Here is a 25,652-nt window from a genome sequence, read left to right as displayed (position 1 = left end):
ATTTGTGCTTCTCATTCTTCTCAATTGATGTCTTTGTTGTGCTTGCTCTTGACTACAAGTAGCTTGGTGAATAGCATTAAAAAGGTTATTTAGAGCGTTTATGTTGCTCTCATATGTTTTTATTTCTTTTTCTAACCATGGGACGACTGTTTTCTCCATTGTGTTCATACGGCTTTGTTGTTGTTATAAACCTTGTTGTCCTTTATAGCCCAGTTCTTTTAGATTTTCACGTCCATATTTAGCTTCACTTTGCAATTCTTCATAATCTTTGCGAGCTTTTTTCAAGACAAGTCGTTTCGCTTTTGCTCCTGAGTTTCTGTCTTCTTCCTGGATTAAACAATTAACTACATAATATTTAACTTCCTAGAAGAGACTTTATGGTGCGACAAGAAGTCGCTTTCTTACAGTGTAGCTAACGCTACTCATCTAGACGCAGAGATGATCTCCATCCGAAACGGCATTCTTGGTAACGAGTCTGTCGGTTGCATGAGGAAATGTGGAAACAGAGGACAAATGCATGGTCCGGAATACTGCTAGGAGAAGATAGGTATGGTAAACGAAAGTGAAGGTTTATAAGCTTCGTCACAGTTAGCTCAAGATAATGCATATTCTTGCTTGGGTCTTGGTAAGAGGAAAAGTAGAATCATAAAGCTACTCTAATGCGTCCCGCATCTTGCCCGGAGTAAAGAACCTGCCTACCCCCATCGAATCTGGAGGAAGTGAAACTTGGTAAGCCCTACGTCATCTGCATAAGCAGTAGGATGACTGCAAAGTCAAACAATGTGACAGAGGGTATGGGATATGAGAAAAAGCTAAGGCCGTTACCCTGAAAAGGAACAGGAAAGCAGAATCATTGTATAACTGGACGGATACTGTCGGCTTTACAGACAAGGACAGGCTCGAAAGAGCGCCCACTTCTCATTGGTCTTCAACACGAAAATAAATTTGTGGCTATCTTCTAACGAAAAGGAGCGTGCTGTTATGAATACCTCTCTACGAGCGTCGGCGCACGTCTCGCATAAAGATTGGTACTCTATTGATTGGAGTATGATACAAAAATATGTAGCGAAGTTACGACAAAGAATTTATCGTGCCGAACAACAAAATCAACAAAGAAAAGTAAGGAAACTTCAACGTTTACTCCTTCGGAGTAAAGCAAATCTACTGCTTTCTATTCGCAGAGTAACACAACAAAATAACGGTAAGCGAACACCCGGTGTAGATGGCTATACTGCCTCAAAACCAAATGAACGTATCAATCTGTACAAACAACTAGTTCAATGCAATGTCTTTCGACATCGTCCAAAACCAGCAAAAAGAACATTTATTCCGAAGAAAAACGGAAAGCTACGACCTTTGGGCATTCCTACGATACGAGATCGAGTCTATCAAAACGTATTAAAAAACGCACTCGAACCCCAATGGGAGTTTAAGTTTGAGCCCACTTCCTATGGTTTTCGTCCTAAACGAAGTACACACGATGCTATAAGTAATCTTTTTAATAAGCTTAACACCAATAGTAAGAAAAAGTGGGTGTTTGAGGGAGATTTCTTAGGATGTTTCGATCATCTTAACCATAATTGGATAATGGAACAAACATCTATGTTTCCGGGGAGCACTCTCATTAAAAGGTGGCTTAATATGGGATACATAGAGCAGGATATGCTTCGTATGACAACAGAAGGAACCCCTCAAGGGGGAATTGTGTCTCCCCTTCTAGCTAATATCGCCTTATGTGGTATGGAAGAAGAGATTGGTATTGTTTATAAAAAGACTTACAAACCAAACGGAGGATACGCAATTGATCCAAAATGTAAGATAGGGCGTGTTCTCTACGCAGATGATTTCGTCATCGTAACGGAAACGAAGGAACAAGCTGAAAGTATGTATGGGAAACTCACCCCTTACCTACGAAAACGAGGAATTACACTTAGCATGGATAAAACTAGAGTTACACATATTGAGGGCGGGTTTGATTTTCTTGGCTTCTCGCTGCGTCAATACAATACGGGACAAGGAAAGAAGTTATTTATCAAACCTAGCAGAGACAGCATTAAAAAGGCTAGAAACAAGATAAAAGATACGTTCTCTGTGATGAGAGGACGACCAGTAAAAGAACTAATACGTGTTTTAAACCCGATTATTCGTGGCTACGGCCAGTATTGGAAACATGTCGTATCTAAAAAGACTTACAGCTATATGGACAATTATATTTTCCTAAAAGTGAGAAAACATCTTAAACAACTGCATCCAAAGAAGTCGAGAAAATGGATTAGCAAGCGTTATTTTAAGAAGCCCCACCACGGTGGAAATAATAAATGGATTCTCACATGTCCACTTACTAACATTCAATTGTTAAAGATGTCCTGGATTAAGATAGAACGACATGTCATGGTAGCCTACAAAAACAGCCCAGATGATCCGAGTCTAAAAGAGTATTGGGAAAAACGAGACCGTAAGGTCTTTAACAATGAAAATACATTCGATAGGATGAAACTTGCAAGAAAACAAGGATATCGTTGTGCATTGTGTAAGCAGACTCTACAAAATGGAGAAAAAGTTACAGTGCGAAACCTAGAGGTTTCTACAGGTCAATTTGCTAAATTAGTACATGTACCATGTATTAAATAAGTTGTTCGGATAAAAAGAAGGCTTGAGCCGTATGACGGGAAATCTGTCACGTGCGGTTCTTAGGGGGGCGGGCGCTCGTGAGAGTGCCTGCCTACCCGACTAAACTAGCAATGAATATTGTATTCATTCACTTTTCTATCTTTCTAATGTGATAAAATGTAATTATAAGGAAAAAAGGAGATGAGGAAATGGAATTTATTATGACTTTATTCGTTTTTCTTTTTCTGCTTGCGATTAGTTCAACCTTAAATATACTTTTGAAAATGACAGATAAAAAAGACTGGATCATCTCTTTGTTATTAAGCACTGTTTTATCAATCACAATAGTTGCAGTTTTGGGGGCAACATAAAGATAAGAAGCCGTAGGAACTACTTGTTCCCACGGCTTCTTATCTTTATGTTTATATATATTTATTAGATTTAACTAACTTCTACTTCCATGTAACGTATGCCAAAAAAGGTGTAATATGTGACGCGATAATTTTCAATTGATTTTTGCTCTACGGTGTTCCACTGATGTCCATTCGATTTAGCTTGGTAACTTTGCACCATAAATTTGTCCAGTGGTCTAAGTGACCATTTTCGGAAATCTCCTTCAAGTTGTTCTACCTTTTTTTCTTCTTCTGGCGAACTCAAACCCTCTGCTTCATTACTTATTGTTCGTGGTATACCAATAGCCAAAATAGTAGTAATTCCAATGATAATGCTCCAATTCAACAAGCGTTTTTTCATTTTGGATATTTCTCCCTTTTTATTTCATTATATTATATCTGTTGGTATACCACTAATACATTATTCTAATTAAACTCGTAATCGTTCGTTGTTAGATTTCTTCCTATAATTGGTATTACGTTAACTAGAGTGTATTTTTAATGTGAACCATTAAAATCTATTTTCTTATCGATTTCCTCTAAATCCGTTTCAAAAAGCTCTTCATCTTCACCATCGCCTATAACTGCAACTAATCTTAAATCTTTCGCAGTCTCACCAAGTAATATTGCTTTTGAGCTTATAGTTTCAGAGTTAGAGTTTGTATAAAGGTACTCAGACAGTATCTCAAGAATATCTTGTTCATTGTATTTAAAGTATTTTCTTTTGTTATCCATCATTACCACCCACTTATTCATATATTTTCTATATTTGTAAGAATCTTATTATAACATTGTAGGTGGATCGAATTTTATAAAAATCATAATAAGAATGCCGATAATTAACATTATGTTAACTGATTTTGTATATGGTATTCATTAATTACAACCACTTTATAAGGGAAATAGTAATTGCATAATATAGTCATAAAACAGCCCTACAAATACGATGCAGCCTAACGTTAAAAAAGCACTCCAAAGGAATATAAAATACTTTTTCTTTACTATATAGCAATACAGGCTTAAAAACGAAAAGATAATAAATAAAAATCCCAAACTTACAAATAGCCATCCACCTAAGCTATGATTAGACATAAAAAACTGAGCTTTTATCAAGATACTAAAGGTTAAGATCATAACTAAAATAAAAGCTACTACAAAAAAGTTAAAAATTTTTAAACGAATATTGTTGATAGATAGCTTCTTCTGTAACTGTTTATCTGATTTTATTAGATAATCTAGGCTAATACCGTATGCTTCACTTAACTGGACAAGGTTGATTATATCTGGAACTGATTTATTGTTTTCCCATTTTGAAATAGCCTGTGCAGTTACATGTAGTTTTTCTGCTAATTGTTGTTGAGAGTAATTATGTTCTTTTCGAAGTTCTTTTAATTTATCTCCTAAATTCATTTGTCTCTCCTCCTTCATTCCCAATATAGACGAAGTTAGGAAGACAATCATCATAATATTAGTTGTTTTTAGTAAACTCCTATATAAACCAGTGGTTGAGTTAGACTTTCAGGCTACTAAGAGTACCTAGAATGTCGCACCATAAAACACATTATCGGTAGTATGAATATCCGTCATAATTTCCCCTCCTAACACATGTTTTTTATGTATTAAAAGACATTCCATAAAACTCTTTAAAAATATGTTTATATCACTATAAAACTATATAGATTTATAGTTTTTATAATTTTATTAAACCCCCATCTAAATTCCTTATATGGTAAAATAATCTAGAGGTGACAACATGAAGAAAATAGCAATAGTGTTAGTTAGTATATTTCTAGCAACATCCTTAGCAGCTTGCTCCAATTCAACAAGCGAGAAGCAACCAGATTATACAGTAAAAAACGTAAATGTAGCCATTACAGATAACTTTCATCTTATTGGCCAAACTTTTGCGAAAGACAACAGTGGAAAAAAGGTTGATGTAAAGAACAAAGCACTATATTACGAGTTTAAGATGAAACAAAACGGAGACCGCGACAAATTTAAAAAGGACAAGGATGTTCTTGAAGCAACTATCATTCCTGATCCAGACCTAAAAAAAGCATCTAAAGATATTGTTGGCGTGGACATTTTTAAGAAGAACCACGACAAATATGGATATGGCATGGGCATGGTAGGTTTCGATGCTACAAAATTAGGAAAAGTAAGTGTCGATTATGAAGTAGGAGCAACGGTTAAAAATAATTATATTCCTCTAGCGCCACCGGATAAAGAACTTAAGAAACTAGCAAAAGTAGCGAGACATGGGACACTCGTGTTAACACGAGATAAAAAAGAAATTGCTCGCTATTCATTAGAAGACTTAAAACCTATTGAAAAATAAGCGTAACTGCTTATGAATCGCTTATTCAATACATATATATATAGTAAACGCAACAGCTACGAACGGAGGAAATTAAATGCGTATTATGGTATGTGTCTTAACTGGCATGTTAGCAATCGGAGGGTTGGCAGGTTGTTCTTCAGTAAAAAAAGAAGAAGGACCTTTTAGTATTAAAAATTTTGACGTGTCCATTGTCAACGATGCAAAACTAACAGGCAGTACAGAAGGAAAAGATGAGAACGGTAAAACAAAACAAATCGTAAGTAACTCACTTTATTATTCAATGGACATTTATAAGAACGGTCGTAAGCAATTACACAAACCTAACTCGGAGATGGATGTTAAAGTTATTCCGAATGACTCCTTAGTTTCCACTTCAAAAGAAGTACTAGGGTACAATGTATTTGCTCATACGAAAGAAGGCTTAGGAACAGGTATTGGAATTAACGATTTTAACGATAAAGGTAAAGGTCATATTAACTTAGATTATGAGTTAGGTGCTAACGAAAAGAATGACGCTGTCCCTCTTTCTCCACCAAAAGATAAGCTTGAAAAGCTTAGAAAAAAAGCAAGAGAAGGAGATCTAGTCCTTTACCGAAACAAGGAAGAAATTGCTCGTTACGATTTGAAAACACTTAAATATAAGGAATCACAAAAATAAACTAGTTGGCTACTTGCTGTTATGCCAGACTGGAGGAACTCTATTGAAGACTATAAGTGGGTATCTATCAGTCGTTACATTTTTAGCAGGCTGCCTTTATGTTTTAATACACAGAGGTCCAAGCGCGTTTAATAATCAAATGGATACGGTTTTAACTATTTTAGCTGTACTCGGAGTGGCATTTGCCGTTTGCTCAAGAATTTCCTATTTTATTATTCTAGGAGTGTCTTTTAACCTAATATTAGCAGGCTTCGCTTTGTTGTTACACATTGGAGAGGGATTTGGTTCATAATTAGGCTTATACAGGGAAAGGATGTATTTAACATGAATGATTTAAAAGAGAAACAGGAACTTGATAATTTGGATTTCATTTTAACGCTTGCACTACCTGTATTGCTGGTTATTGGATGGGTCATAACGGTTATTGCTATGATTATAGAAATGAACAAATAGCAAGTATCGTTGTTTCTTAAGTAACTGAACAACAAAATGTTTTTAAAAATAAAAAAACGGTACAAGCACCGTTTTTTTTTACACATTACTTCACTTACTTTTTGAGCTATCCCCTGTTTTCGTAAAGTCTGTTTCTCTTTTGATGTGACTTTCCTTACGTCTGTAAGCCTGCGGGGGCGGGGGATTTGTACCAGCTGGTGGCGGATTGTTGCCACTTCCTGAATTATTATTTGTCATTAGGATTCTCCTTATATTTCCTGTTACTTTTGTTACTAGTTGGATAATTTCTTATCTCCAACAAAAAAGACATCTTAATTGAATGTCTTTTTTTGATTCCGTTAAATTGTTTTATGTTAACTACAAACGTATACTTTTATGGACGGTATATTTAATTCTGTTTTAATTCAGGATGAAAATAGCTCGTAAATATTACTTTTAGAGTTTGCAATATAAATCTCATTTGTTATGATTTTATTTATAAATTAACAAATCTTTTTGTGCATTGCTTTTACACTTTTTTATAGTGATATCAAATTTAACGTTTTTCGGAGTGAGGGAATACAAATGAATAAACCATCAACACCTCAAACCCCTGAGTTCAAACAAGGTACGCAAGAGGAGTCACCCCTTTTCTCATCCGTTCGTTCATTTTTATCAACATTAGATACGAATGATGAATCACGCTTACCACAACGTGCTTATTTAGCTATTAGACATGCAATACGCCATCTCAAGCTTGAACCAGGTCAAACTGTATTAGAAAGAGAAATGGCTGAAATTCTAGGTATGAGCAGGACTCCAGTACGAGAATCTCTTGTTCGTTTAGAAACAGAAGGTTGGGTACGTTTAATTCCACGCCGAGGATTTATTGTAGCTCCACTTGTGGCAGATGACCTTCAACAAATTTACGAAGTTGTAGAAGCCCTTGATGGCGTTGCAGGATACCTTGCTACTCCAAAAGTCACTGCTACAGAGTTAAACCATCTTGAACAACTCATCCAAGAGCAAGAAAAGGCCCTAGAGTTAGATAATCTATTGGAATGGACAGAATTAGATGACCAATTTCATAATTTTATTGTTGATTTGGCGGAGAATCAACGCTTGAGAGGAATTGTAGATAGCCAGTCTGATCAACTCTATCGAGCGCGCTTATATACCATCGGTCTTCGACCAAAACCCACTCATTCAGTAATAGAACATAAAGCCATTTTAGCAGCCATGAGAGCTAACGAACCTGGAGCAGTGCGAACGCTGTTACAATCCCATCGTCATAGAGCCCGCAATGAAATCCTAGAGGCGATTCGCTCTATCCCTAAATAATAAAAAGAAAGCTGTAGAGATTTCTTCGAAATCAACTACAGCTTTTTTCGTTGGAAAGACATACTTAATATTAATAAACCAGTTATGGTATGATGTTTATCAGCAACTAACCTAAAGGTGGGTTAGTAACCATTAGGTTTCATTATAATATTTTCTATTTTACGTAGTTACAAAGCTTACCAATCTGTTCTACTTCAACAACCACAGTATCTCCTGACTTCATTGGACGACTTCCAGAAGGGGAACCAGTCGCCAAAACATCACCCGGCTCTAATGTCATAACCTGTGAAATCCAACTGATAAGGAAAGGAATTGAAAGTGACATCTGATTAGTATTACCTTCTTGTACAACTTTACCGTTTAAAGTTGTAACGATTTTTAAATTAGTAGGATCTACACCTTTTACAATACACGGACCCAACGGGCCAAACGTATCAAAACCTTTGCCACGTGTAAACTGAGGATCAGCTTTTGTGAGATCTCTTGCAGTCACATCATTAAATACAGTACAGCCAAAAACATATTCTAATGCTTCCTCTTCTTTTATATTTTTGCCGCGTTTACCAATAATGAGTGCCACTTCCCCCTCCATTTCCACTTGCTTGGTTAAATCACTTGAGGGGAGGATGATTTCTCCCTGATCTGGGATTACCGAAGACGTCGGTTTTAAAAATAAAAACGGTTCTTTCAGGTTGGCTCTCCCCCCAGTTTCTTTTGCATGTTCAGCATATGTCCAGCCAAAATTAACAATTTTTGAGGGTATTACTGGCTCCAAAATCTTTACATCATTATATTTAACTCTTGATCCATCATATTTCAATTTATCGTTTACAATTTCAGTAAAGTTACTAGACAATTGTACAATTTCATCACCTGCAACAATCCCGTAATATACTTCCCTGTTATGTCGCTGATAGCGAACTATCGTTTGTGTTTTTTGTAGTACCTGCATACTCACACCAACTTCATAACTTATTTGATGAACCTTACCTGCTCACTGATTAACTTGTATTGTTCTTCTTTCTTTTTATTAAACTCTACCTTATTTTCTTCAAAGATGTTATTTCCTTCCGCATCAATAGACACAATAAGAGGACCAAATTCATTTACTTCACAAACCCAAAGGGATTCAGGCATACCAAGGTCTTTCCAATGTACTTCTCTGATTTGCTCAACCTTTGTTGCTGCATAAACAGCATTTCCAGCTGGGAAGACAAGATGAAGTGCTTTATGAGTTTTGCATCCTTCCTCTGTATTCTTACCCATTCCACCTTTTCCGACAATGAGTTTAACGCCTGTTTCTTCAATAAATTCCTTTTCAAACTTCTCCATTCTCATACTCGTTGTGGGACCGATAGAAACAATTTCATACTCTTCATTTCCTAGATCTCTAACAATCGGTCCAGCGTGAAAAATAGCATTGCCCTTAAGATCTACAGGTAAAGGAATTTTTTCTTCTATAAGTCTCCTGTGGGCAACATCTCGGCAAGTAACCAGTGTCCCTGTTAGGTAGATAATGTCTCCAATTTTTATGCCCTTAAGATCCTGGTCCTTTATAGGTGTGGTTAATACTTTTTTACTCATAGTGTTACCCCCTCGTGAGTACTGATTTCATAGTCCAAATTACTGTCAAAGGTAATCTTTCCTCGTCTATGGGACCAGCAGCCTGTATTCACTGCAACTCCAATCGTAGAAGGATGTCTTGCCGTGTTTACAACATTTACGCCCATGACAGATTTAGCTCCTTTAAGTCCTTGTGGTCCAAGACCGATAGCGTTAATTCCATCTTCAAGAAGTCTTTCCATCTTAGCAGCATTTTCATTTTCGTTATGACTTCCAACAGGTCTCATAAGAGCTTTTTTAGAGTTCATGGCAGCTGTCTCAACGGAAGTACCGACCCCTACACCTACAAGAAGTGGAGGACATGCGTTAATTCCATAACTAGTCATCCGATCAAGCACAAACTTTACCACACCTTCATAGCCTTCACCCGGCATTAGAACCGTTGCCACTCCAGGTAGAGTACAGCCTCCTCCTGCCATATAAGTATAGATTTCCACTTTGTCACTATCTTCTTCAATTTCCCAGAAGATACTTGGTGAACCGTCACCAATGTTCTTTCCTGTATTATATTCATCAAATGTTTCTACAGAGTTGTGTCTCAATGGCGTCTCTTGAGTTGATTTATACACACTATCCTTCAGAATACTATCTAACTGCCCAATCAAAGGGAAGTTCTGTCCGCATTTAACAAAAAACTGAAGAACACCTGTATCCTGACATGAAGGTCTCTTTAACTCGTAAGCTAGCTTTTGATTTTCAAACATAGTTTTATATATAGTTTTTGCAAGCTTGTTATTCTCATCTTCACTTAGCTCTTTTAGTTTATTTTCTACATCATCAGGAAGCTTATAACTGACAAGAGATACAAACTTTGCCATCAAATTAGTCATCTTTTCTTTTTGCTGTATCTTATCCATAATAACGCTCATAATAACTCTCCTTTTTTATCTTTAATTTTTTGGGTAGAAAGAGAAGCAGATTGGTGATTCCTAAAACTCCAGGGGTAGAATCTGCGATACCTCCCTACTTCAGCTATATTGATTGCTTTAGCTAACTTGAGTGAACCTACAAATAATAAAATCATATTTAAGTTTTTTTAATCATTTCTCATCCACCCTACGCCAACTTTCTAAGTAATAATCACCACCCCACAACAAGAAATCGCTTTCAAAAAAAGTTCTCTCCTGATGCCTGAACTAAATCAGCCAGTACATGTAACAGTACTGTTTACCACTTTTCAAATTCCTCATCAGAGATAATGGCTAGACGCAAAACACATTTTTCAATCATTGATAGGGCTTCTACCACTATCTGCATCTCTTTCATGTAAATATCTTATGAGTTAATTATTAAATAACGTATACATTAAAGTCAATAGTTTTGATTTACTTTAACACAATAAATTTTAATACGATATGCTCATCCATCTATAAATCCTATTATATATAGAAAGTATAAATTTAGTATAATTACCACACTTTAAAAAGTTAAATATTCTAAAAATTATGTTGACACTAATGTATACATTAACATAAAATCTAACTTAGAAATATAAGGATTAATATTATCAGTTATGCTTTTAAAAAACTAAGGAAATGGAGGTGTAGGTAAAAAGAGATCCTTTGAGCAACATTTCCCTGCCAATTTATCTCCTACATGACATGATTTATCTTTTCGTAATTTCTTAAGTAATAACCATTTTGTATACGCTTCCATTTTTAATGAGTTAGTTTCGTCAAGCAAATGAATAAAAACCTAGAACCCCATTAAAAGTTAATCCTTCTAATAAGGTTCTGGATAAAAGATTGACATATGTATAACTTACTAACCTAGTAACACTTAACTATTCAAAATTACAAATAATTTAATTTCATACTTTTTACGGGAGCTGGTTTATATGTTAACATTCCTAGCATTATTAATGATTATTGTATTCATTGTACTTCTCTCAAAAAATAAGTTATCTGTATTCGGGGCATTAACAATTGTTCCATTTGTTTTTGGAGCAATTGCAACCTTTGTAACGGGTGCCTCCTTTTTGGATCTCTTTGAATGGATTAAAGATGGTGTTTTATTTAGTGTAAATGAAGAAACAGGAAAGGTTTCTATGGGTGTTATTTCACCTGCGATTGTTATTTTATTTGCGGTGTTGTACTTTGGTTTGATGCTTAATGTCGGTTTGTTTGATCCTTTATGCGAATTCTTTATTAAAAAAGCAAAAGGTGACCCATTGAAAGTTACAATGGCAACAGTTTTAACTGCGACAGTAGTCACTATGAATGGTGATACTACTACCACTATTATTATTTGTGTGGCTGCCTTCCTTCAACTCTATAAACAAATGAATATTAAACTAATTTATTTAGCCGTAATTATTGTTACGCCTATTGGAATTTTTAATCAGTTACCATGGGGAGGCCCAACAATAGCTGCAAGCACAGCAATGGGCGTAAGTATTAGTGAATTGTTCGCAGACTTATTACCAGGTATGCTAGTTGCTGAAGTATTTGCAATTTGTATGGCTTATTTTATTGGTATAAAAGAAAGAAAACGCTTAAACTTTGATCCTAAAACTGCTAAAGACATTTCCCCAGAGCAAATGGAAAGTATGTTAAACGCTATTCGTCTAAAAGATCCTGAATTAAAGAGACCCAAGTTATATGCTTTTAATTTGATTTTAACGCTTGTTATTTTAGTTATGCTCGTGATGGATGTTGCACATGGCGGTGTTTTGTTTAGTATAGGTGCAGCAATTGCACTTACGGTAAACTATAAGTCATCAAGTCTTATCAACGAACGACTCGATGCTTTAGCAGCAGATGCTTTAGCACCAGCTTTGGCAACCTTGGCTGCTGGCGTTTTTTCTGGTGTTTTAACAGGTAGTGGGATGTCAAGTGCTTTGGCAACATCTATTACAGCTATTATTCCGGAATCATTAGGATCAAATATGGCACCAATTTACGCGTTGATTGCAGCACCTGCAATTACATTTTTACCACAAGATGCCTTCTACTTTGGAATAGCCGGAGTTATATCAGATGTTATGGGTCAATATGGAATTTCTGCTGGTGAAGCTGCGGTAGCTTCCATGGTGGGACAGGCATTTCGTTTAATTTCACCGGTTATTCCAGCTCTATATATGTTAGTTGCTTCGACTGAAACAAACTTTATAGACTTTCAAAAAACATATATAAAATATGCTTGGCCAATTCTATTTATATACCTCGCTGTTTATACATTAACGGGAGCATTGCCGATTTAGAAAAAATACTTTTCAAAAATTAGCTGTATTTCATTATTGGACAAAATTGATGCATGAAGGACAATTAATTAAATTCTTTTGACTAGTCTACCATGTAGAAATTCCCTAACTGAGCTTCACGTTTAAGCGCAGTATTAAAGCCTTTGCAGGAACTGCAAAGGCTTCTTTTTGACCAATTTCTTCTATTATATGATGCGTATTTTATTAAGACACAGTTTTAAGCTTCTCTGCTAAACGTAAAAAAGCTTCCTTATCTTTATTCTTTAAGGACTGATCAATTTCCTCGAGAATCTTACTTCTTTTGAAGTCATTCATCATTTGATTCAAAAACAGTTCAGCCAACATTTCATCACGTAAATTTGGATCAATTCGGTCCATTTCATTAAGCATATTATTTTCCATAAAACGTCAACCCCTTTATCTTTTCTCTTTTGCAAACAGTATTCCCTTTTGCCGTTTTTTTATGCAAGGTTGATAGATGAAGTGAGATATAGAGTAATATGCATGATTACGTTCCTATATTCCTTTTAGATATTTTTCATATTTCTTCAATTAGAAAAAAAAAGATATGACCACATAATTAATAACTAATTGATTAATGAGAAATAATGGTGATTAACAATTAATTTTATTTATTAGAGAAAGGATAAAAATTAGCTTTTAAAGATTAATGTTTTATTAATTACACTTATTTACGGAAAATAGAGACTTTTGCCTTTTATCATATACCAATCTATCTTCTACTTTCCTTTTAGAAAATCGATTTATTCCTTCTAACTTCAACATAAAATTCAAAAACACTTAATGTTTATATATTTTTAGTGAAATATTTTCAACTTTAAATACATAATCATTGTATTTTATACAAAGAAGTAAATGTATAAAATAACTTATAAAAATAATAGTTTTATTATTTACTCAAAATGACGACAAATACAACGTTTTTCTACATTGTAGGTAATAATTGAATTATATTTTTATAAAATACATTAATAATTCCTTCTGGTATAATAATAAAATCACTAAATATTCCAATCAATTAATAGCTTTCACATTGTATAACATTTTCTATTTTTATTTTAATGTTTGTTTTGATAAAGGTATGTATTTTAATATACATACCTAGAAATTATCGTTAACTATTTTACTCAATAACTCCGTTATGAATTAATTTTGTAAATATTTAAGACTAGTTAATTAAAAAAAGGTTAGATTATCTATATCCATTTTATATACTAAAAATTAACCAATACACAATAAGAAGGAGGAAGAAATCCATGATAAGCATAGAAAAAGTGGTTCTGATGCAAGAAATGTAGAAGAAACTGCTACTCTATGTTTCTAACTAACATTTCTTGCACCAGAACCGAATATCTTCTTTATTATATAGGTTAATGGATTAAGAATTTCGCACCAAATCCCTTACCTGTACTATTAGCTGCCTCAAACTCTTCTTCACTAAGGCTATTAAGGATGATTACATTCTCAGGATAAAGCTTACCCAATAACGCCCATAGTATAAGATGATTTCCCCTAGCAGAAATAAAATGTGTACCGAACTCGTTCGTTATTAAACCTGGTGTTTCTAAAATATCCCTTGCATGATGCTCTTTGAAATGCGCTTTTTTCTCAGAATGTGCTCCTGAAACTGACTTAGAATTCATAGTTGGACGATACATAAATCTCTGGCCTCTAAATACCTGACCAAGATCAACCACAAAGTCATTGGAACCTAGTTGGATACGGTATTGGATAACAACATTTTTCTGATCACCAGCTGTTAAAAGTTGCGCTTTATGGACGTTCTCAAGTTCCTGATTTGGCACATCTAGTTGAAAGACAACTCGTCCGTCACCCGCATTGCTGCGAGGTGCAGAAAGGTAGTCTTGAAATTCATAGTTGAAGGAGACAGGAATAGAGACATCAAAATTATCATCTACAATTGTCCACACTGGGTGCCAATAGAGGAGATATCTAGAAGCCGTTGTTGGAAAAGCTCCCAAACTTGCCGGAAGTATGGTTCCTAGGTGATACTGAAATCCATATCCAACTGTTGTCAGACCAGAACTTAATACGCTTTGAGCGAATTGAACCAGTGCCTTATGAGACATTCTCTTTCCTAACAGTTTAGATAAAAATTCAGTGTGCGCTTGCTCCATAAATCTTAATCCCTTGGCATTATTTATTTCATCAATTTTAATGGGTATCTCTTCCCAATTCTTGAACGGAATTAGTGCGTCTCTTAAAAGCACTAGCTGATGTAGGTACTCATTAAACAATTGCATGACAGCCGGACCACCCGCCGATCCCAAAAGTAAATTGGCTACCTTAGGCGTCCATGGGTGATTATCACAGTGGCTTCTAAAGTTTAAACTGTTGAGAACTACCTCACCATACTCTTTTAATGCTCGCTGCTGTGAGTTGAATTCACTTGCCCAACGTGTTAAAGTTTCACCTATACTTTTTGCTTGCTCAGTAAGTTCTATTCCACACATATCATTAAGAGAAAGTTGACCAAGAGGCAAAACTGATTCTCTCCCGGAGATTGCTAAATTAGCCTCAAGATTCTCTAACAACGCTTTCGAATCTGCAGCTTCTCCAAGTTGAACAATTATGGCTTCTAAAAGAGGGTTCAATTCACGGACAATATCTTTAGCACGGTACACCCCACTCGGAAGATTCCAATCGAAACTTCCTTTTTTCTCATGTGATTTTATGGTTTTTTCAGTAAACTGGCCTATAAGAGGACCGATATCAAACTGAGTTCCCCATTCAATGCTTCGGTTTTCAAGAGTTAACTGATACTTTGACATAGTATTTAAACCTCACTTTCTCTTTTTCAATCTTCTCGAAATTCCATAATAAACTCACATTATTATACAAATGTACTATTTAGAATTAGTTGTATGTTTCCGTTCGTATTTCGAAAAAATTGAAAGTTTGCACCAGATCACTTTTATTAACCTATTTGAACTGAAACTTTACGTACTACCATTAAAAAAGCTCTAAAAGTTCATAAATAAGAGAACTTTTAGAGCCTTTGGTAGTCCAATCGACTAGTAATTTGTATTTCAATTTTCAATATTTTTTTAGTACTAAAGCAATTTAAAAAAATAATAATACTTTTATTCCCATAAGTCAAGTTGTCTTTATAATGAATCTCTGGAACCTCTAATATTGTTGTAGCAAAAATATATAATACTATATTTATTATGGTGTTACATTGATTCATTATAGAGGTTTATACATCTATGGCGGAACAGGAACGAGAAACCATCTTACAGCGCCAACGAGAAGGAATAGCCGTTGCTAAGGCAAAAGGAAAACATTTGGGACGTCCCATCATTGCTTTTCCTAAAGAATGGGATAGGTTATATAAAGAATGGAAGTCTGGAACAATTACGGCTGTCGCATTTATGAAGGAAATGGGCATGAAAAAAGCGACGTTTTACAATAAGGTAAGGGCTTATGAGGAAAAGAAGTAATTATAACAAAGAAATAAAAAGAGAAGATAGAATTTCATGTCTATCCTCTCTTTGTTCTAATATTTATTTGTAACTAGCTTTTCCATCTGTGTACGAAACATAAATACCATATTTATCGTTGATAGCATCTCCGACATGCATTTTCAAATACTTTGTTTTCGAACTAAAATTAGTCATATTAGTATATTTATAGAATAGGTAAGATTTAGCACTTATACTTTTGCTACGAACTTCATACTTTCTAGAGATTTTCAAGCTTGGATCTGAATAAGTGCCAAAGTAGGTGTGAATGTTTCTGTCGTATACCTTTGAGATATAGTCATTCCCTACTGGACTATCACTTAAATAAATCTTAGCTTTATACCAAGCATCTCCCCAAGTACTTTTACCAGTAACCTTAATTGTTTTTTCGTTTGTAGCCATAGTAGACATGTTTCCACCTAATGATTTAACTGAATCTGCATCTTCATCAACAACTTCAATTGATAGCTTCACATAGGATCCATCATCAAAAGTGAATTTTTTTGTAGGCTCAGCATCTGTGATACTAAAAGAATCGTTTTCGTCATCTTCTGAGTCTTCATCGCCTTCTGTCAAAGTAGAATGTAGCTGTGCTTTAGATAAAGTTAACTTTTTTTGATTTTCAGGCTTATCTGCATCTAACTCTTCACCATTTTTGATTTTTTTAATAACATTATCGATATCTTCTTGCGAAGATCCGTCTTCCTTCATGTGTGCTGCGATTTTGTCATAATCGACGTCGTCTTTTGAGTTTGATTCTGCTGAAGTCATTGTACTCGGAATAACTAGACCAAGTGCAACTAAAAATGTAACAACCTTCTTCATTCTTGAAATCTCCTCCTACTTATAGTAAATTAACATATATATGTTTACAGTGTTAAATAATAACATATATTCAAATAAAAGGTAAAGGAGTTTCTGATAATGACTACCATTTTTTTCAGTCTTTTTGTAATAGGAATTAGTATTCTATTAGGCTATTTAGCATATAAGTTTTCTAAAAAAAGAATAACCGGATCAGTCGTAGTAGTTGTTGTAGCAGTTGCAATGCCTATATTTCTAACTTACCCTCAGTTGTTTTTCTCTTCAATAATTACTATTGTCTTTTGGTTTGCCTATGTAGTGAAAGAGATAAGGATATAATTTTTTAACTTATAGGAAAAAATGGCATGAAGTGGAGGGTAGACTTAAATCTATTCTCCACTTTTCAGTTTTTGAACATACATTTCTTAATAACGCATCATATTAATAATGAGATGAATACTTATTAGTATTTTGGAGGTTGTTAATACGGACGAAAAATAAGATTTCTATCACTTACAATCGGCTGTGTTACGATTCATGCAGATGGGTCCTCTAAGAGTCGAGCTAACAATGTGAGGAATTAGTGATGTGGTTTCCAGTTGATTTGAGATGAATGAAAATAAAACAAAGAAGCTAAATAGGATTTTACACTTTAACGAGTGAAATTCATTTTTGAAGTTTTTTAGTTTACATAATTCTGATTATGATTAGTTTTCCTTTTCACTATATTGTTAAGTCAAACTAAACGTATTTTATAAAAACAAATTTTAGCTTTTATATATTGTAGAAAAACCTACAATTTGTCGCCACTAAGTGTAAATGGTAAAACTTAAACAATATAATAAATGCTTTAATATTTACTTACCGAATTACGAAACATAGACAAGGTTATTTCTCCTAAAAAAATCAATTACAATATTTATTTTTAAAGGCATATGTATATGAATCTACAAATCTGGCCAAACTAATAACGTATTCCCCCTATTCCAATAAATTTGAAAATCCTTTGTCTATATGGACAAAGGATTCTTTTTTTATTAAATGTAATTTATTATAGGTAAGTTTACGCAATACTAATTATCGGGACTAAACCACCTTAAGGTGACTCATTTGACATCAAATATACATAAAAAACGTTCCACTCTAGGGTACTTTTCACCTAAGCTTGTTACATGAAAGCCAAAGTTAGAATAAAACATTACTGCATCTTTATCTGTCTCGGCCGAAATAGAATTTAGATTATATTCCTTACAAATAAATCTAATCATGCTACTTCCTATTCCACTACTTCTTTCCTTTGGTAAAACAGATATATGCTTTATCACAACTTCCTTGGAATTATGAAATTCAACTCCTATACAGCTAACTATTTCTCCATTTACCTCGGCACTATATAATTTTCGATTCGGTAAACAAATGTATTTCTTGTATTCTGCATCAATCTTCTCTTCTGAAGTTGCATAAGATAATAGCTTTTTTATGGTAGGATCAATCCTAATTGAATAAATTTCTCTCATTATGATACCTCTTTTTCTTATTATCTTATGTATATTCTATTTATTTCTTATTACTACAATTCAGATTTTCGGCAGCCAGTATCTATTCTTCATCAAGAATGAAATTACCTTTTTCATCACGAATATATGCAGTACCCGGTTTTGCATCAAGAAACGGCATTATATCTGGATCATAATTGCATATTGTATTTACCAGATAAACACCATGATTTTTAGAATTATCCATATAACGATCATCTTCATCTCCAGAAAGAAATCTCCAACCACTATCTGCTTCGTTATATTCATAGGGTTCTTCTCTATACATATAACCAACCTTGCAACCATCTACTGTAATCCTATCAGTTGCAATACACCCTTCATATGAATCAATGAGTTGTTTGATTTGGCTTGCATCTAAATAAAATTTCTTCTCTTTTTTTCTAAAATTAAACATGTTTCATGCTCCTCAATTAATCTATAATCTATTCAGCTTTATTAAGATACTATAATTCTATTAGTTATGTATATCTTATTCATCTCTAATTTATCAAAAATGTATTATCGGTACAAAAGCATGTTTTACTCATTAATTATGTGCTTTAATAAATAGTAATAATCAAATACTTTGTGGAGCGAAAGTGAGAATGTATGGATTTAGAAAAGAAACATGTAGAATATGTATTTCATGATAATAAAAGACCTGATATTACATATGACTTAAAAAATGTAGAGACATCAGCAACAGAACTTTTGATTAGAGGCGATACAAAAAACCTTTCAAAACTTACAGAACTGTCTAGAATAAAAAAATTATGGATTGAGTTTGTGAACCAAAGGGAATTCGATAAACTCATCGAGTTAATTAACCCTGAATCCCTCTATATCTATGGTATGAGAGTAGAGGATTTATCTGGGCTAGAAAACTTAACAAATCTAAAAATTCTTGGATTAGAATCTAATACAAGAGCTCAGGAGTTGTGGGATTTAAAAGCTAATCCATTTTTAGAATCTTTATTAATTAGAGGGTTTTCTAAACTTACTAATATTCAATATTTAAAACATGGATCTAACCTAAAGATATTAAATTTAGAAGGGAACGATTCGAATCAATTGAAAATAGAGAATCTACAACCACTAAAATCTCTTCAAAACCTAGAGTATTTAGCATTGTCTAATATTAGAGTAATGGATGAATCTTTAGAACCTATTTCAGTTCTAAAAGGCTTGGAGATCTTTAAAACGTCTAATCAATTTCCAACTGAAGAATTTGCGATGCTTTCTGTCCTATTGCCTAATACACATTGCAATAAATTTGAGCCTTATTTCAAATTAACTTACCCAATTTATGAGCTTAATACTATGGTAGTCGGTAAAAGAAAGCCTCTTTTAAATTATCAAAGAGATAAGGAAAAGTTAGACAAATATGAAAGAATCTTTAGAAAGATGCAAGAAAAACACTTGGCTAAAATTAAAAATAAAGACGAATAGAACATACATTTTTAATTAACATAATCACGATAGGCAGCACAAAAGGTCCTTTTAATGAAGGACCTTTTGTTTTCACATTACATCTAAGTCACGTATTTTAATTAAAATTTCATCATTGTTTTCCACATATATATTGAATTTTAAAGTTAAATCACTTTGTTCTCCATCGTAGTATAAATTAATGGTTCCTTCATAGTTAGGAGGGGGCTTATATCCTATCTCATATATATCTATTTCCTCTCCCCAATTCTGATATGCTGCATTTGGAGGTAAATTCATTTTACCAGGGTAGTATTGCAATTCTTCTCTAATCTCTGCCTCAGTTAGTTCAGAAAAACCAGAAGAAACAATGTTCTCTATATTACCTTCAACGAGTTGATCTATCAATACCTTCAGTTTTTTTCCCGTTTCTCTTTTTAAAGAATCTGTAATCATTTTAGTTCTCCAACAAAGGTTTTTGTTATAACTTTATTTGTCTTTATTATTTGACTCGTGCCAGTCCCAATATGAACTATACAGTTCGTCATGTAAAAATTCTTCATTTTCTTCATCTTCTTGTTTTTCTTCTAACTTTAACCCAACCCATACGTCTTCCTCATTTTCTGATACAGGGTCACTCACACCATCTAGTAAACAAAAAGCACTATGAAAAGCACCCATAATATTATCTCTGACGATTTTTTCAATTGCACTAATGCTTTGGTCGGTGAATTTCTGAGCGTCTAAAGCACTTATTTCATTTTTAGTTAAATTAAATTCCTCCCATGATAATTCTTTGGAAGGTTGCTTTAATTGTTCTCCCACCTCTGAGTATTCCTTGATAATGTTATGTATTTCTCGTAAAAATAGCTGTCTAGAATCCATATTTAATTCTCCTATATAAGTGTAGTTAATATAATGTAAATTATAGGTAGTGAAACAAAAACGGTACTTAGTAAAGGGACCATTTTTGTTTTATGTATTTCTTAGTTAAAATCCTTCTCAATCCCATTACCTGCAACGACAAAATGGAAACTATCCTTACCACGAGTAAAGAATCTCCAAAACTCACTGTATTCATCGTCCTCTGAAATATCCGGAAATACGTTTAATGTAAAGCCATTAGACAAAATAACCTTTAGTCCTCCAATTTCGTCTGAATCAATACTTTTTACAGTTAATGGTTCTTTTAAGCTTTTTATAAAGTATTCAGTTCTTTCATCAAATCGATTATTTCCTTGCACATCCCATTCGAAATGCTCGTCTTCACCATCTAATCCTGTTCTTGGAGAATAGAAATCCCGTGAGGCTACTAAAATTTTATTACTTTTGGTAATACGCCATGAGCATTGAATATGTAAAACATATTCAGCTAATTCTTGAGTTCTTCCTCTTCTAATTACAGATAAAGCTTCTCCAAATTCAAGCCAAAACAGATTAGATGCTCTGCCAATATTGCTTAACTTAGACCCTACTAATATCCCTAATTCAGATTTAATTCTTTTTTTCATACTGATCTCCTTAGTTTTAAACAAAATACCCTTTGTCTATTATATTCATTTTCAGTTTACATAACAGGTATTATAGGAACAGAACTCACTAACCCTTTTGTAGCGCAAAGGGACAATGAGTTCCGTTCCTATAATTAATGCAGCTTTTAAGAACTAAAAATTATTTCTTAAAAGCTGCGTATAATTACTGAGGTATCTTTACTTTAAAAGATTTGAATTTAACAGGTTTTGAAGAACCACCCTTAAATCCTATCTCTTTTGACTCACCATTTTCATCGTACTCCACTCCTCCACCTTGTGACGGAAGGAATAAATAAGGAGTAACAGTCAATTCGGTAACATTTGAGCTGAGTGGGTCAAACTTTTTATTACTGGTAAACACTAGTTTATCTTTTACTTGTCTACCTTCTGCTCCACCTGAATAACTCTTAATCTTTTTACCATCTTGATCAACTATTTTAAGTTCTATATTTCCAGCTCTACTTGCTTCGAAGTCCTCTCCTTTTTCAGAACTCTCATAAGATATACTAGTCCCCGTTTTACTGAAGGATAAGTCATCAATATTAAGGCCAATGCCGTCTACATTTTGTGAATAATGTATTGGAACCTTCTTAACATCTTTAATTTTTTTGACTGGATTTGAGAAATACCACGTTTCTCCGTTTTGTCCATGCAGGATTAATCCAAGCTCAAAAGCATTTGGCATATCTTTAGATATGTTTATTTCCTGAATGGCGGTTCGAGTTGTAGGAGATTGGACTTTTTCTTCATATCCACCCGATCCACCAATTGTCTTCCCATTCACAGTATAATCCATTCCACTACCGCAATAGTATTCTTCTAATTTTTTGTCTGATTTTATAATGTAACTAAGTCTAATGCCACTTTGGTCGTATAAAATTTCTTCAAGCGTCACAGAGATTCCATTGACAGTCTGTGTCTCTCCAACTTGGCTGACTAATCCATTTTTCTGAGCTTGTTTCAAACCAACATAATTAGAATCTGCAAAAATAGAACCGATAACAGGTATTTGAGACAAGGTGCTTGCTAGAGCTGGAGATTGATAAGAAGAAGCAACTAATAGTCCAAAAGCGACTGCCACACTAGACATAGCATATAAGCCTTTTCTTTTTTTATTGCTAATTTTATGGCTATATTTATAACTTATCTTGTTGCTATTCATTTGTGATTCTGCTTGGCTAAGACCTGCTTGAATAGCTAATCTAACCTGTTCTTTAGGAAATTTTTCTACCTGCTCACGAGATTCTTTCATTTAATTTATAGCTCCTTTCTAATTCACTTCTCAATTTTTTCTTTGCTCTACGTAGATACGTTTTTACTGTACCAATTGGTTTTTCCATCACATCCGAAATATCCTGAATGGATAGATCGTGATAGTAAAATAAGATAATAGATGTTTGATAAGATGAATTAAGCTTAGATAATGCCTCACTTAAATGAAAAGATTCAATTTCTCTTTCTTGTTTCTCATCTAACCTCTTTAACAATTCATGCTCTTCGTAAGGTACGATTTGTTCCCGTTTCTTTAATAGCTTGTAACACTCTCGTATAAGAATTTTAAATAGCCAAGTTGAAAAATACTCTGGTTCTCTCAATTTACCTATCGCCAAAAAGGCTTTACATGCTGTTTCTTGTATGACATCAAGAGCATCTTCCTTTGTTCCAACATAAGAAAGAGCTTTATAATAAAGCATTTTCTCTTCTTGGAAAAGTAATTCTTCAAAAGCCTTAGCGTCTCCACTAATTGCTTTTTTTACTGTATGTATATCATGTTTCACAGTATTACCACTCCTTTCATTAATTAGAGTCGTCTCAACACACGAAAAGTTTCACTATCTTCATTTTTTTAAAAAAATATTTTATTTTTTATAATGTATACCATATACAAGGTTAGTTAACATAATGTACTTTATCAGAAACGAAACAAGGCATCCTATGAAATAAGATGCCTTGTTTACTCAATTTAAACGCTTTTTAACTTACTTTGCCTAACTAATTCATTCTTATACTTTTCTTCGAACTTATTAAACATAGAGATATTAGTTAGTACTCCCATAGACAACATTAACAAAGTGAGGGAAGATCCACCGTAACTCACAAATGGTAAAGTTACACCTGTAATAGGTAAGATACCAGTTACTGCGCCGAGATTAACAAATACTTGAATGCCAATCATAACTGAAATACCTATAGCTAATAATGCTCCAAACGGTTCTTTACACTTTTGTGCTATTCTTAACCCTTTTACAATGATAAAAAACAATAATCCCAGGACAATAAGTACTCCCCAGAAACCTAATTCCTCTGCAATAATTGCCATGATAAAATCCGTATGAGATTCGGGTAGATAACCAGCTTTTTGCACACCTTGTCCTAGGCCTAATCCTTGTAGTCCCCCGGTTCCTATAGCCAAATAGGAGTTAACAAGTTGGTAACCGTCGCCTTGTTGATTTTCAAATGGATGTAAGAATCCTGTAAAACGAGAAATACGTACTGGCGAAAAGACTGTAGCAATATGGCCAGTTACTAATAAAACAAAAAGCATAACTCCTATTCCTACTACTCCTAACATCGCAATCTTTAACATTGATTTTTTAGAAATACCAGAACATAAGACAATAGCTGCAACCATTCCTAAAATAAGGAGAATCCCTCCATAGTCAGGCTGCATTGCAATTAAAAAGCAAAGAAAGAAGACGATAAGAATAGGTGGAATAATAGCACGCTTTAAGTCATTTATATATTGCTGCTTATTTGTAAAAACAGCTGATAAATACACAATAATTACAAGTTTTGTTAATTCTAATGGTTGTATTCTAATTGGACCAAGTACAAGCCAACTTGTGGCATTTCCTGCTGTATGTCCAAATACAAGCACCAGAACTAGAAGTGTAGTTACTCCTCCTAATGCAAGTTTCAACACTTTTTTTTCTTGATATATCTTATAAGGAATAAAAGCTGTAACACAAAAAAAGAAAAAACCTGCTATAAGTGCAAGCTTTTGTTTTTGATAAAAGTAATCACCCGTGAATCCATATCGAGCAATAGCTGTTACCATACTAGCACTATAAACCATAATTAAACCAATCATACTTAAGATAACTAAAGCTATAATAAGCTTGTAGTCATAACACCTTAAAACCTTTTTAAACATTGAAATATCCTCATTTCTTGCAGTATAAAACATATGATTTTAGAGAAAAGTTCTCAATAAATTAAACAAACCAAAGGCTGAACTTGCTACTATAGCCATAGTACCTACTGTTTTATTTCGTCCTGTCAAATAATAATGTAAACTATGTAAGATAAATGCAATTGAGACAACCATGATGACTGCCTTGTACCAAAAAGAACTATCTAGATACCACCCTAAACTCATAAAGACAAGTAGTAGCACTAAAGAGATTGTTCTTACTCTACTTTCTGTGACAACTTCTACGTACTTCATACAACACTCCTACCATTAAATGAAATTACCATTATGTGATTAATTATCATTTATTAACCATAAATGTAAACGAAGTTATAATTATAACATAGAAGAGCCTTAAGTAAGATAGGAATAGTAGCAGAATATATAAGATTAAATAAATTGAATTTTGTATATGAGACATACATTAGCAGTTAACATAATGTGATTTACAGGAACTAATAAAAAAGCTCCCTCTGATAAGGGAACTTTTAAGGAAGTTACTTAATCCATTGGAACTCTTTTAAAGGCCAATAAGCTAATTTCGCTTTTCCTACAATCTTATCTACGGATATTGTTCCTACTCTAGGAGATCTACTATCTAGGCTATACATTCTATTGTCCCCCATAACAAATAACTGGCCTTCTGGAACTGTTTTATTACCTGTATACTCTTCAAGTTTAAAATCCTCAGTTAATGGACCTGTTACGATTTCTTTTTTATATTGATCTAAATAAGGTTCCTCATATTTTTTGCCGTTTATATATAACGTATCATTGCGATATTCTATATGATCACCTGGTAAACCAATGACTCTTTTAATATAATCTTTTTCCTTTGTAGCATGAAAAACGATAATATCAAACCTTTTTATATTGGCTGCCTTATTTTTACCTATTTCATTAAGAATAATATGTTCATTATTTTTTAAAGTAGGCATCATAGACTCGCCGTTCACCACGATAGGAGCAAGTACGTACTCCCTTACAACAAAAGCCAAGATACAAGCAATAATAATTGATTTGATCCATGAAAAAATCTCTCTACGTTTCAA

The 25,652-nt window shown here is 33.8% G+C and carries 30 protein-coding genes; 11 read left to right on the top strand and 19 right to left on the bottom strand.

Annotation, left to right across the window (positions count from 1 at the left end; translation table 11 throughout):
* Positions 1 to 981: 981 nt before the first annotated feature.
* Entirely contained in the window at positions 982 to 2,631 is a 1,650-nt protein-coding gene (ltrA, locus tag MKY06_RS27630; RefSeq protein ID WP_340961989.1) for a group II intron reverse transcriptase/maturase, read from the top strand.
* A 188-nt stretch (positions 2,632 to 2,819) separates the two neighbouring features.
* Positions 2,820 to 2,981, top strand: coding sequence for a hypothetical protein (locus MKY06_RS27625; RefSeq protein WP_171843214.1), 162 nt, complete (start codon positions 2,820 to 2,822; stop codon positions 2,979 to 2,981).
* Between the two features lie 70 nt (positions 2,982 to 3,051).
* Here MKY06_RS27625 and MKY06_RS27620 read toward each other — a convergent pair whose 3' ends face one another.
* From MKY06_RS27620 to MKY06_RS27610, 3 genes are all read right to left on the bottom strand, one after another.
* Positions 3,052 to 3,363 carry a hypothetical protein gene (locus MKY06_RS27620; RefSeq protein WP_029324447.1) on the bottom strand — a complete coding sequence of 104 codons (312 nt, stop codon included), beginning with the start codon at positions 3,361 to 3,363 and terminating at the stop codon, positions 3,052 to 3,054.
* A gap of 137 nt (positions 3,364 to 3,500) precedes the next feature.
* A complete protein-coding gene (locus MKY06_RS27615) occupies positions 3,501 to 3,737 on the bottom strand; it encodes a hypothetical protein (protein WP_190238273.1) in 237 nt (78 codons plus the stop codon).
* Between the two features lie 156 nt (positions 3,738 to 3,893).
* A complete protein-coding gene (locus tag MKY06_RS27610; protein WP_078082519.1) occupies positions 3,894 to 4,412 on the bottom strand; it encodes a helix-turn-helix domain-containing protein in 519 nt (172 codons plus the stop codon).
* A 343-nt stretch (positions 4,413 to 4,755) separates the two neighbouring features.
* On the opposite strand from MKY06_RS27610, the gene MKY06_RS27605 reads away from it, so the two are divergent.
* The 5 genes from MKY06_RS27605 to MKY06_RS27585 all read left to right on the top strand — a co-directional run bounded on the left by MKY06_RS27605 (position 4,756) and on the right by MKY06_RS27585 (position 7,774).
* A complete protein-coding gene (locus tag MKY06_RS27605; RefSeq protein WP_194758420.1) occupies positions 4,756 to 5,340 on the top strand; it encodes a hypothetical protein in 585 nt (194 codons plus the stop codon).
* 76 nt (positions 5,341 to 5,416) lie between these two features.
* Positions 5,417 to 6,001 carry a hypothetical protein gene (locus MKY06_RS27600; protein ID WP_078082521.1) on the top strand — a complete coding sequence of 195 codons (585 nt, stop codon included), beginning with the start codon at positions 5,417 to 5,419 and terminating at the stop codon, positions 5,999 to 6,001.
* Positions 6,002 to 6,044: 43 nt separating this feature from the next.
* Positions 6,045 to 6,293 (top strand): hypothetical protein, encoded by a 249-nt coding sequence (locus tag MKY06_RS27595; RefSeq protein WP_048018880.1) that lies wholly within the window; start codon positions 6,045 to 6,047, stop codon positions 6,291 to 6,293.
* A gap of 32 nt (positions 6,294 to 6,325) precedes the next feature.
* The gene (locus tag MKY06_RS27590; protein WP_258198374.1) at positions 6,326 to 6,454 is read left to right on the top strand and encodes a hypothetical protein; all 129 of its coding nucleotides are present in this window, start codon (positions 6,326 to 6,328) and stop codon (positions 6,452 to 6,454) included.
* Between the two features lie 564 nt (positions 6,455 to 7,018).
* Positions 7,019 to 7,774, top strand: a complete 756-nt coding sequence (locus MKY06_RS27585; protein WP_194758421.1) for a GntR family transcriptional regulator — start codon at positions 7,019 to 7,021, stop codon at positions 7,772 to 7,774.
* A gap of 154 nt (positions 7,775 to 7,928) precedes the next feature.
* On the opposite strand, the gene MKY06_RS27580 is transcribed toward MKY06_RS27585, so the two are convergent.
* Genes MKY06_RS27580 through ttdA form a run of 3 tightly spaced genes read right to left on the bottom strand, consistent with a single transcriptional unit; the run spans position 7,929 to position 10,266 of the window.
* A complete protein-coding gene (locus tag MKY06_RS27580) occupies positions 7,929 to 8,726 on the bottom strand; it encodes a fumarylacetoacetate hydrolase family protein (protein WP_194758422.1) in 798 nt (265 codons plus the stop codon).
* A gap of 20 nt (positions 8,727 to 8,746) precedes the next feature.
* The gene (gene ttdB / locus MKY06_RS27575; RefSeq protein WP_194758423.1) at positions 8,747 to 9,358 is read right to left on the bottom strand and encodes a L(+)-tartrate dehydratase subunit beta; all 612 of its coding nucleotides are present in this window, start codon (positions 9,356 to 9,358) and stop codon (positions 8,747 to 8,749) included.
* Positions 9,355 to 10,266, bottom strand: a complete 912-nt coding sequence (gene ttdA / locus MKY06_RS27570) for a L(+)-tartrate dehydratase subunit alpha (RefSeq protein WP_228541227.1) — start codon at positions 10,264 to 10,266, stop codon at positions 9,355 to 9,357. The genes ttdB and ttdA overlap by 4 nt, the downstream gene beginning before the upstream one ends.
* A gap of 968 nt (positions 10,267 to 11,234) precedes the next feature.
* On the opposite strand from ttdA, the gene MKY06_RS27565 reads away from it, so the two are divergent.
* Positions 11,235 to 12,599, top strand: a complete 1,365-nt coding sequence (locus MKY06_RS27565; protein ID WP_194758424.1) for a citrate:proton symporter — start codon at positions 11,235 to 11,237, stop codon at positions 12,597 to 12,599.
* Between the two features lie 204 nt (positions 12,600 to 12,803).
* Here MKY06_RS27565 and MKY06_RS27560 read toward each other — a convergent pair whose 3' ends face one another.
* The gene (locus tag MKY06_RS27560) at positions 12,804 to 13,001 is read right to left on the bottom strand and encodes an IDEAL domain-containing protein (protein ID WP_194758425.1); all 198 of its coding nucleotides are present in this window, start codon (positions 12,999 to 13,001) and stop codon (positions 12,804 to 12,806) included.
* Positions 13,002 to 13,990: 989 nt separating this feature from the next.
* On the bottom strand, positions 13,991 to 15,412 hold the full coding sequence (locus MKY06_RS27555) for a hypothetical protein (RefSeq protein ID WP_098449624.1): 1,422 nt from the start codon (positions 15,410 to 15,412) through the stop codon (positions 13,991 to 13,993).
* Positions 15,413 to 15,850: 438 nt separating this feature from the next.
* On the opposite strand from MKY06_RS27555, the gene MKY06_RS27550 reads away from it, so the two are divergent.
* Positions 15,851 to 16,084 (top strand): hypothetical protein, encoded by a 234-nt coding sequence (locus MKY06_RS27550; RefSeq protein WP_223269047.1) that lies wholly within the window; start codon positions 15,851 to 15,853, stop codon positions 16,082 to 16,084.
* A 63-nt stretch (positions 16,085 to 16,147) separates the two neighbouring features.
* Here the strand turns inward: MKY06_RS27550 and MKY06_RS27545 are convergent, their stop codons facing one another.
* Positions 16,148 to 16,930 carry a DUF5626 family protein gene (locus MKY06_RS27545; protein ID WP_098449623.1) on the bottom strand — a complete coding sequence of 261 codons (783 nt, stop codon included), beginning with the start codon at positions 16,928 to 16,930 and terminating at the stop codon, positions 16,148 to 16,150.
* 99 nt (positions 16,931 to 17,029) lie between these two features.
* Here MKY06_RS27545 and MKY06_RS27540 point away from each other — a divergent pair, with 99 nt between their 5' ends.
* Entirely contained in the window at positions 17,030 to 17,248 is a 219-nt protein-coding gene (locus tag MKY06_RS27540) for a TcpD family membrane protein (protein WP_098449622.1), read from the top strand.
* 767 nt (positions 17,249 to 18,015) lie between these two features.
* On the opposite strand, the gene MKY06_RS27535 is transcribed toward MKY06_RS27540, so the two are convergent.
* Together MKY06_RS27535 and MKY06_RS27530 are read right to left on the bottom strand one after the other, a co-directional pair.
* Positions 18,016 to 18,426: a GNAT family N-acetyltransferase gene (locus MKY06_RS27535; RefSeq protein ID WP_194758426.1), complete on the bottom strand. Its 411-nt coding sequence runs from the start codon at positions 18,424 to 18,426 to the stop codon at positions 18,016 to 18,018.
* Between the two features lie 82 nt (positions 18,427 to 18,508).
* Positions 18,509 to 18,862 carry a DUF2185 domain-containing protein gene (locus MKY06_RS27530; protein WP_194758427.1) on the bottom strand — a complete coding sequence of 118 codons (354 nt, stop codon included), beginning with the start codon at positions 18,860 to 18,862 and terminating at the stop codon, positions 18,509 to 18,511.
* Positions 18,863 to 19,056: 194 nt separating this feature from the next.
* Here MKY06_RS27530 and MKY06_RS27525 point away from each other — a divergent pair, with 194 nt between their 5' ends.
* Positions 19,057 to 19,896 carry a leucine-rich repeat domain-containing protein gene (locus tag MKY06_RS27525; RefSeq protein ID WP_194758428.1) on the top strand — a complete coding sequence of 280 codons (840 nt, stop codon included), beginning with the start codon at positions 19,057 to 19,059 and terminating at the stop codon, positions 19,894 to 19,896.
* Between the two features lie 72 nt (positions 19,897 to 19,968).
* Here MKY06_RS27525 and MKY06_RS27520 read toward each other — a convergent pair whose 3' ends face one another.
* The 8 genes from MKY06_RS27520 to lepB form a co-directional block, all read right to left on the bottom strand.
* Positions 19,969 to 20,331, bottom strand: coding sequence for a DUF7668 domain-containing protein (locus MKY06_RS27520; protein WP_194758429.1), 363 nt, complete (start codon positions 20,329 to 20,331; stop codon positions 19,969 to 19,971).
* 33 nt (positions 20,332 to 20,364) lie between these two features.
* Entirely contained in the window at positions 20,365 to 20,760 is a 396-nt protein-coding gene (locus MKY06_RS27515) for a hypothetical protein (protein WP_194758430.1), read from the bottom strand.
* A gap of 101 nt (positions 20,761 to 20,861) precedes the next feature.
* Positions 20,862 to 21,386: a hypothetical protein gene (locus MKY06_RS27510; RefSeq protein ID WP_328250813.1), complete on the bottom strand. Its 525-nt coding sequence runs from the start codon at positions 21,384 to 21,386 to the stop codon at positions 20,862 to 20,864.
* A gap of 184 nt (positions 21,387 to 21,570) precedes the next feature.
* The gene (locus MKY06_RS27505; RefSeq protein ID WP_048018845.1) at positions 21,571 to 22,659 is read right to left on the bottom strand and encodes a DUF4179 domain-containing protein; all 1,089 of its coding nucleotides are present in this window, start codon (positions 22,657 to 22,659) and stop codon (positions 21,571 to 21,573) included.
* The gene (locus MKY06_RS27500; protein ID WP_048018846.1) at positions 22,643 to 23,185 is read right to left on the bottom strand and encodes a sigma-70 family RNA polymerase sigma factor; all 543 of its coding nucleotides are present in this window, start codon (positions 23,183 to 23,185) and stop codon (positions 22,643 to 22,645) included. Before MKY06_RS27500 ends, MKY06_RS27505 begins: the two co-directional genes overlap by 17 nt.
* Before the next feature lie 185 nt (positions 23,186 to 23,370).
* Positions 23,371 to 24,561, bottom strand: coding sequence for an FtsW/RodA/SpoVE family cell cycle protein (locus tag MKY06_RS27495; RefSeq protein ID WP_194758432.1), 1,191 nt, complete (start codon positions 24,559 to 24,561; stop codon positions 23,371 to 23,373).
* Positions 24,562 to 24,600: 39 nt separating this feature from the next.
* Positions 24,601 to 24,855: a hypothetical protein gene (locus MKY06_RS27490; protein ID WP_098792131.1), complete on the bottom strand. Its 255-nt coding sequence runs from the start codon at positions 24,853 to 24,855 to the stop codon at positions 24,601 to 24,603.
* Between the two features lie 242 nt (positions 24,856 to 25,097).
* The gene (gene lepB, locus MKY06_RS27485; protein WP_078082505.1) at positions 25,098 to 25,652 is read right to left on the bottom strand and encodes a signal peptidase I; all 555 of its coding nucleotides are present in this window, start codon (positions 25,650 to 25,652) and stop codon (positions 25,098 to 25,100) included.

The organism is Priestia sp. FSL P4-0332 (assembly GCF_038005845.1).
Taxonomy (GTDB): Bacteria; Bacillota; Bacilli; order Bacillales; family Bacillaceae_H; genus Priestia.
This window is presented reverse-complemented; position numbering and strand designations above follow the sequence as displayed.

Excerpts from the sequence above, each read along its gene's own strand:
- MKY06_RS27520 (WP_194758429.1), bottom strand. The coding sequence starts at position 20,331 with ATGATTACAGATTCTTTAAAAAGAGAAACGGGAAAAAAACTGAAGGTA.
- MKY06_RS27580 (WP_194758422.1), bottom strand. The coding sequence starts at position 8,726 with ATGCAGGTACTACAAAAAACACAAACGATAGTTCGCTATCAGCGACAT.
- MKY06_RS27495 (WP_194758432.1), bottom strand. The coding sequence starts at position 24,561 with ATGTTTAAAAAGGTTTTAAGGTGTTATGACTACAAGCTTATTATAGCT.
- MKY06_RS27585 (WP_194758421.1), top strand. The coding sequence starts at position 7,019 with ATGAATAAACCATCAACACCTCAAACCCCTGAGTTCAAACAAGGTACG.
- ltrA (WP_340961989.1), top strand. The coding sequence starts at position 982 with ATGAATACCTCTCTACGAGCGTCGGCGCACGTCTCGCATAAAGATTGG.
- ttdA (WP_228541227.1), bottom strand. The coding sequence starts at position 10,266 with ATGAGCGTTATTATGGATAAGATACAGCAAAAAGAAAAGATGACTAAT.
- ttdB (WP_194758423.1), bottom strand. The coding sequence starts at position 9,358 with ATGAGTAAAAAAGTATTAACCACACCTATAAAGGACCAGGATCTTAAG.
- MKY06_RS27565 (WP_194758424.1), top strand. The coding sequence starts at position 11,235 with ATGTTAACATTCCTAGCATTATTAATGATTATTGTATTCATTGTACTT.
- MKY06_RS27590 (WP_258198374.1), top strand. The coding sequence starts at position 6,326 with ATGAATGATTTAAAAGAGAAACAGGAACTTGATAATTTGGATTTCATT.
- MKY06_RS27515 (WP_194758430.1), bottom strand. The coding sequence starts at position 20,760 with ATGGATTCTAGACAGCTATTTTTACGAGAAATACATAACATTATCAAG.
- MKY06_RS27615 (WP_190238273.1), bottom strand. The coding sequence starts at position 3,737 with ATGGATAACAAAAGAAAATACTTTAAATACAATGAACAAGATATTCTT.
- MKY06_RS27610 (WP_078082519.1), bottom strand. The coding sequence starts at position 4,412 with ATGAATTTAGGAGATAAATTAAAAGAACTTCGAAAAGAACATAATTAC.
- MKY06_RS27620 (WP_029324447.1), bottom strand. The coding sequence starts at position 3,363 with ATGAAAAAACGCTTGTTGAATTGGAGCATTATCATTGGAATTACTACT.
- MKY06_RS27510 (WP_328250813.1), bottom strand. The coding sequence starts at position 21,386 with ATGAAAAAAAGAATTAAATCTGAATTAGGGATATTAGTAGGGTCTAAG.
- MKY06_RS27600 (WP_078082521.1), top strand. The coding sequence starts at position 5,417 with ATGCGTATTATGGTATGTGTCTTAACTGGCATGTTAGCAATCGGAGGG.
- MKY06_RS27560 (WP_194758425.1), bottom strand. The coding sequence starts at position 13,001 with ATGGAAAATAATATGCTTAATGAAATGGACCGAATTGATCCAAATTTA.
- MKY06_RS27505 (WP_048018845.1), bottom strand. The coding sequence starts at position 22,659 with ATGAAAGAATCTCGTGAGCAGGTAGAAAAATTTCCTAAAGAACAGGTT.
- MKY06_RS27530 (WP_194758427.1), bottom strand. The coding sequence starts at position 18,862 with ATGTTTAATTTTAGAAAAAAAGAGAAGAAATTTTATTTAGATGCAAGC.
- MKY06_RS27535 (WP_194758426.1), bottom strand. The coding sequence starts at position 18,426 with ATGAGAGAAATTTATTCAATTAGGATTGATCCTACCATAAAAAAGCTA.
- MKY06_RS27605 (WP_194758420.1), top strand. The coding sequence starts at position 4,756 with ATGAAGAAAATAGCAATAGTGTTAGTTAGTATATTTCTAGCAACATCC.
- MKY06_RS27625 (WP_171843214.1), top strand. The coding sequence starts at position 2,820 with ATGGAATTTATTATGACTTTATTCGTTTTTCTTTTTCTGCTTGCGATT.
- MKY06_RS27525 (WP_194758428.1), top strand. The coding sequence starts at position 19,057 with ATGGATTTAGAAAAGAAACATGTAGAATATGTATTTCATGATAATAAA.
- MKY06_RS27545 (WP_098449623.1), bottom strand. The coding sequence starts at position 16,930 with ATGAAGAAGGTTGTTACATTTTTAGTTGCACTTGGTCTAGTTATTCCG.
- MKY06_RS27490 (WP_098792131.1), bottom strand. The coding sequence starts at position 24,855 with ATGAAGTACGTAGAAGTTGTCACAGAAAGTAGAGTAAGAACAATCTCT.
- MKY06_RS27550 (WP_223269047.1), top strand. The coding sequence starts at position 15,851 with ATGGCGGAACAGGAACGAGAAACCATCTTACAGCGCCAACGAGAAGGA.
- MKY06_RS27540 (WP_098449622.1), top strand. The coding sequence starts at position 17,030 with ATGACTACCATTTTTTTCAGTCTTTTTGTAATAGGAATTAGTATTCTA.
- MKY06_RS27555 (WP_098449624.1), bottom strand. The coding sequence starts at position 15,412 with ATGTCAAAGTATCAGTTAACTCTTGAAAACCGAAGCATTGAATGGGGA.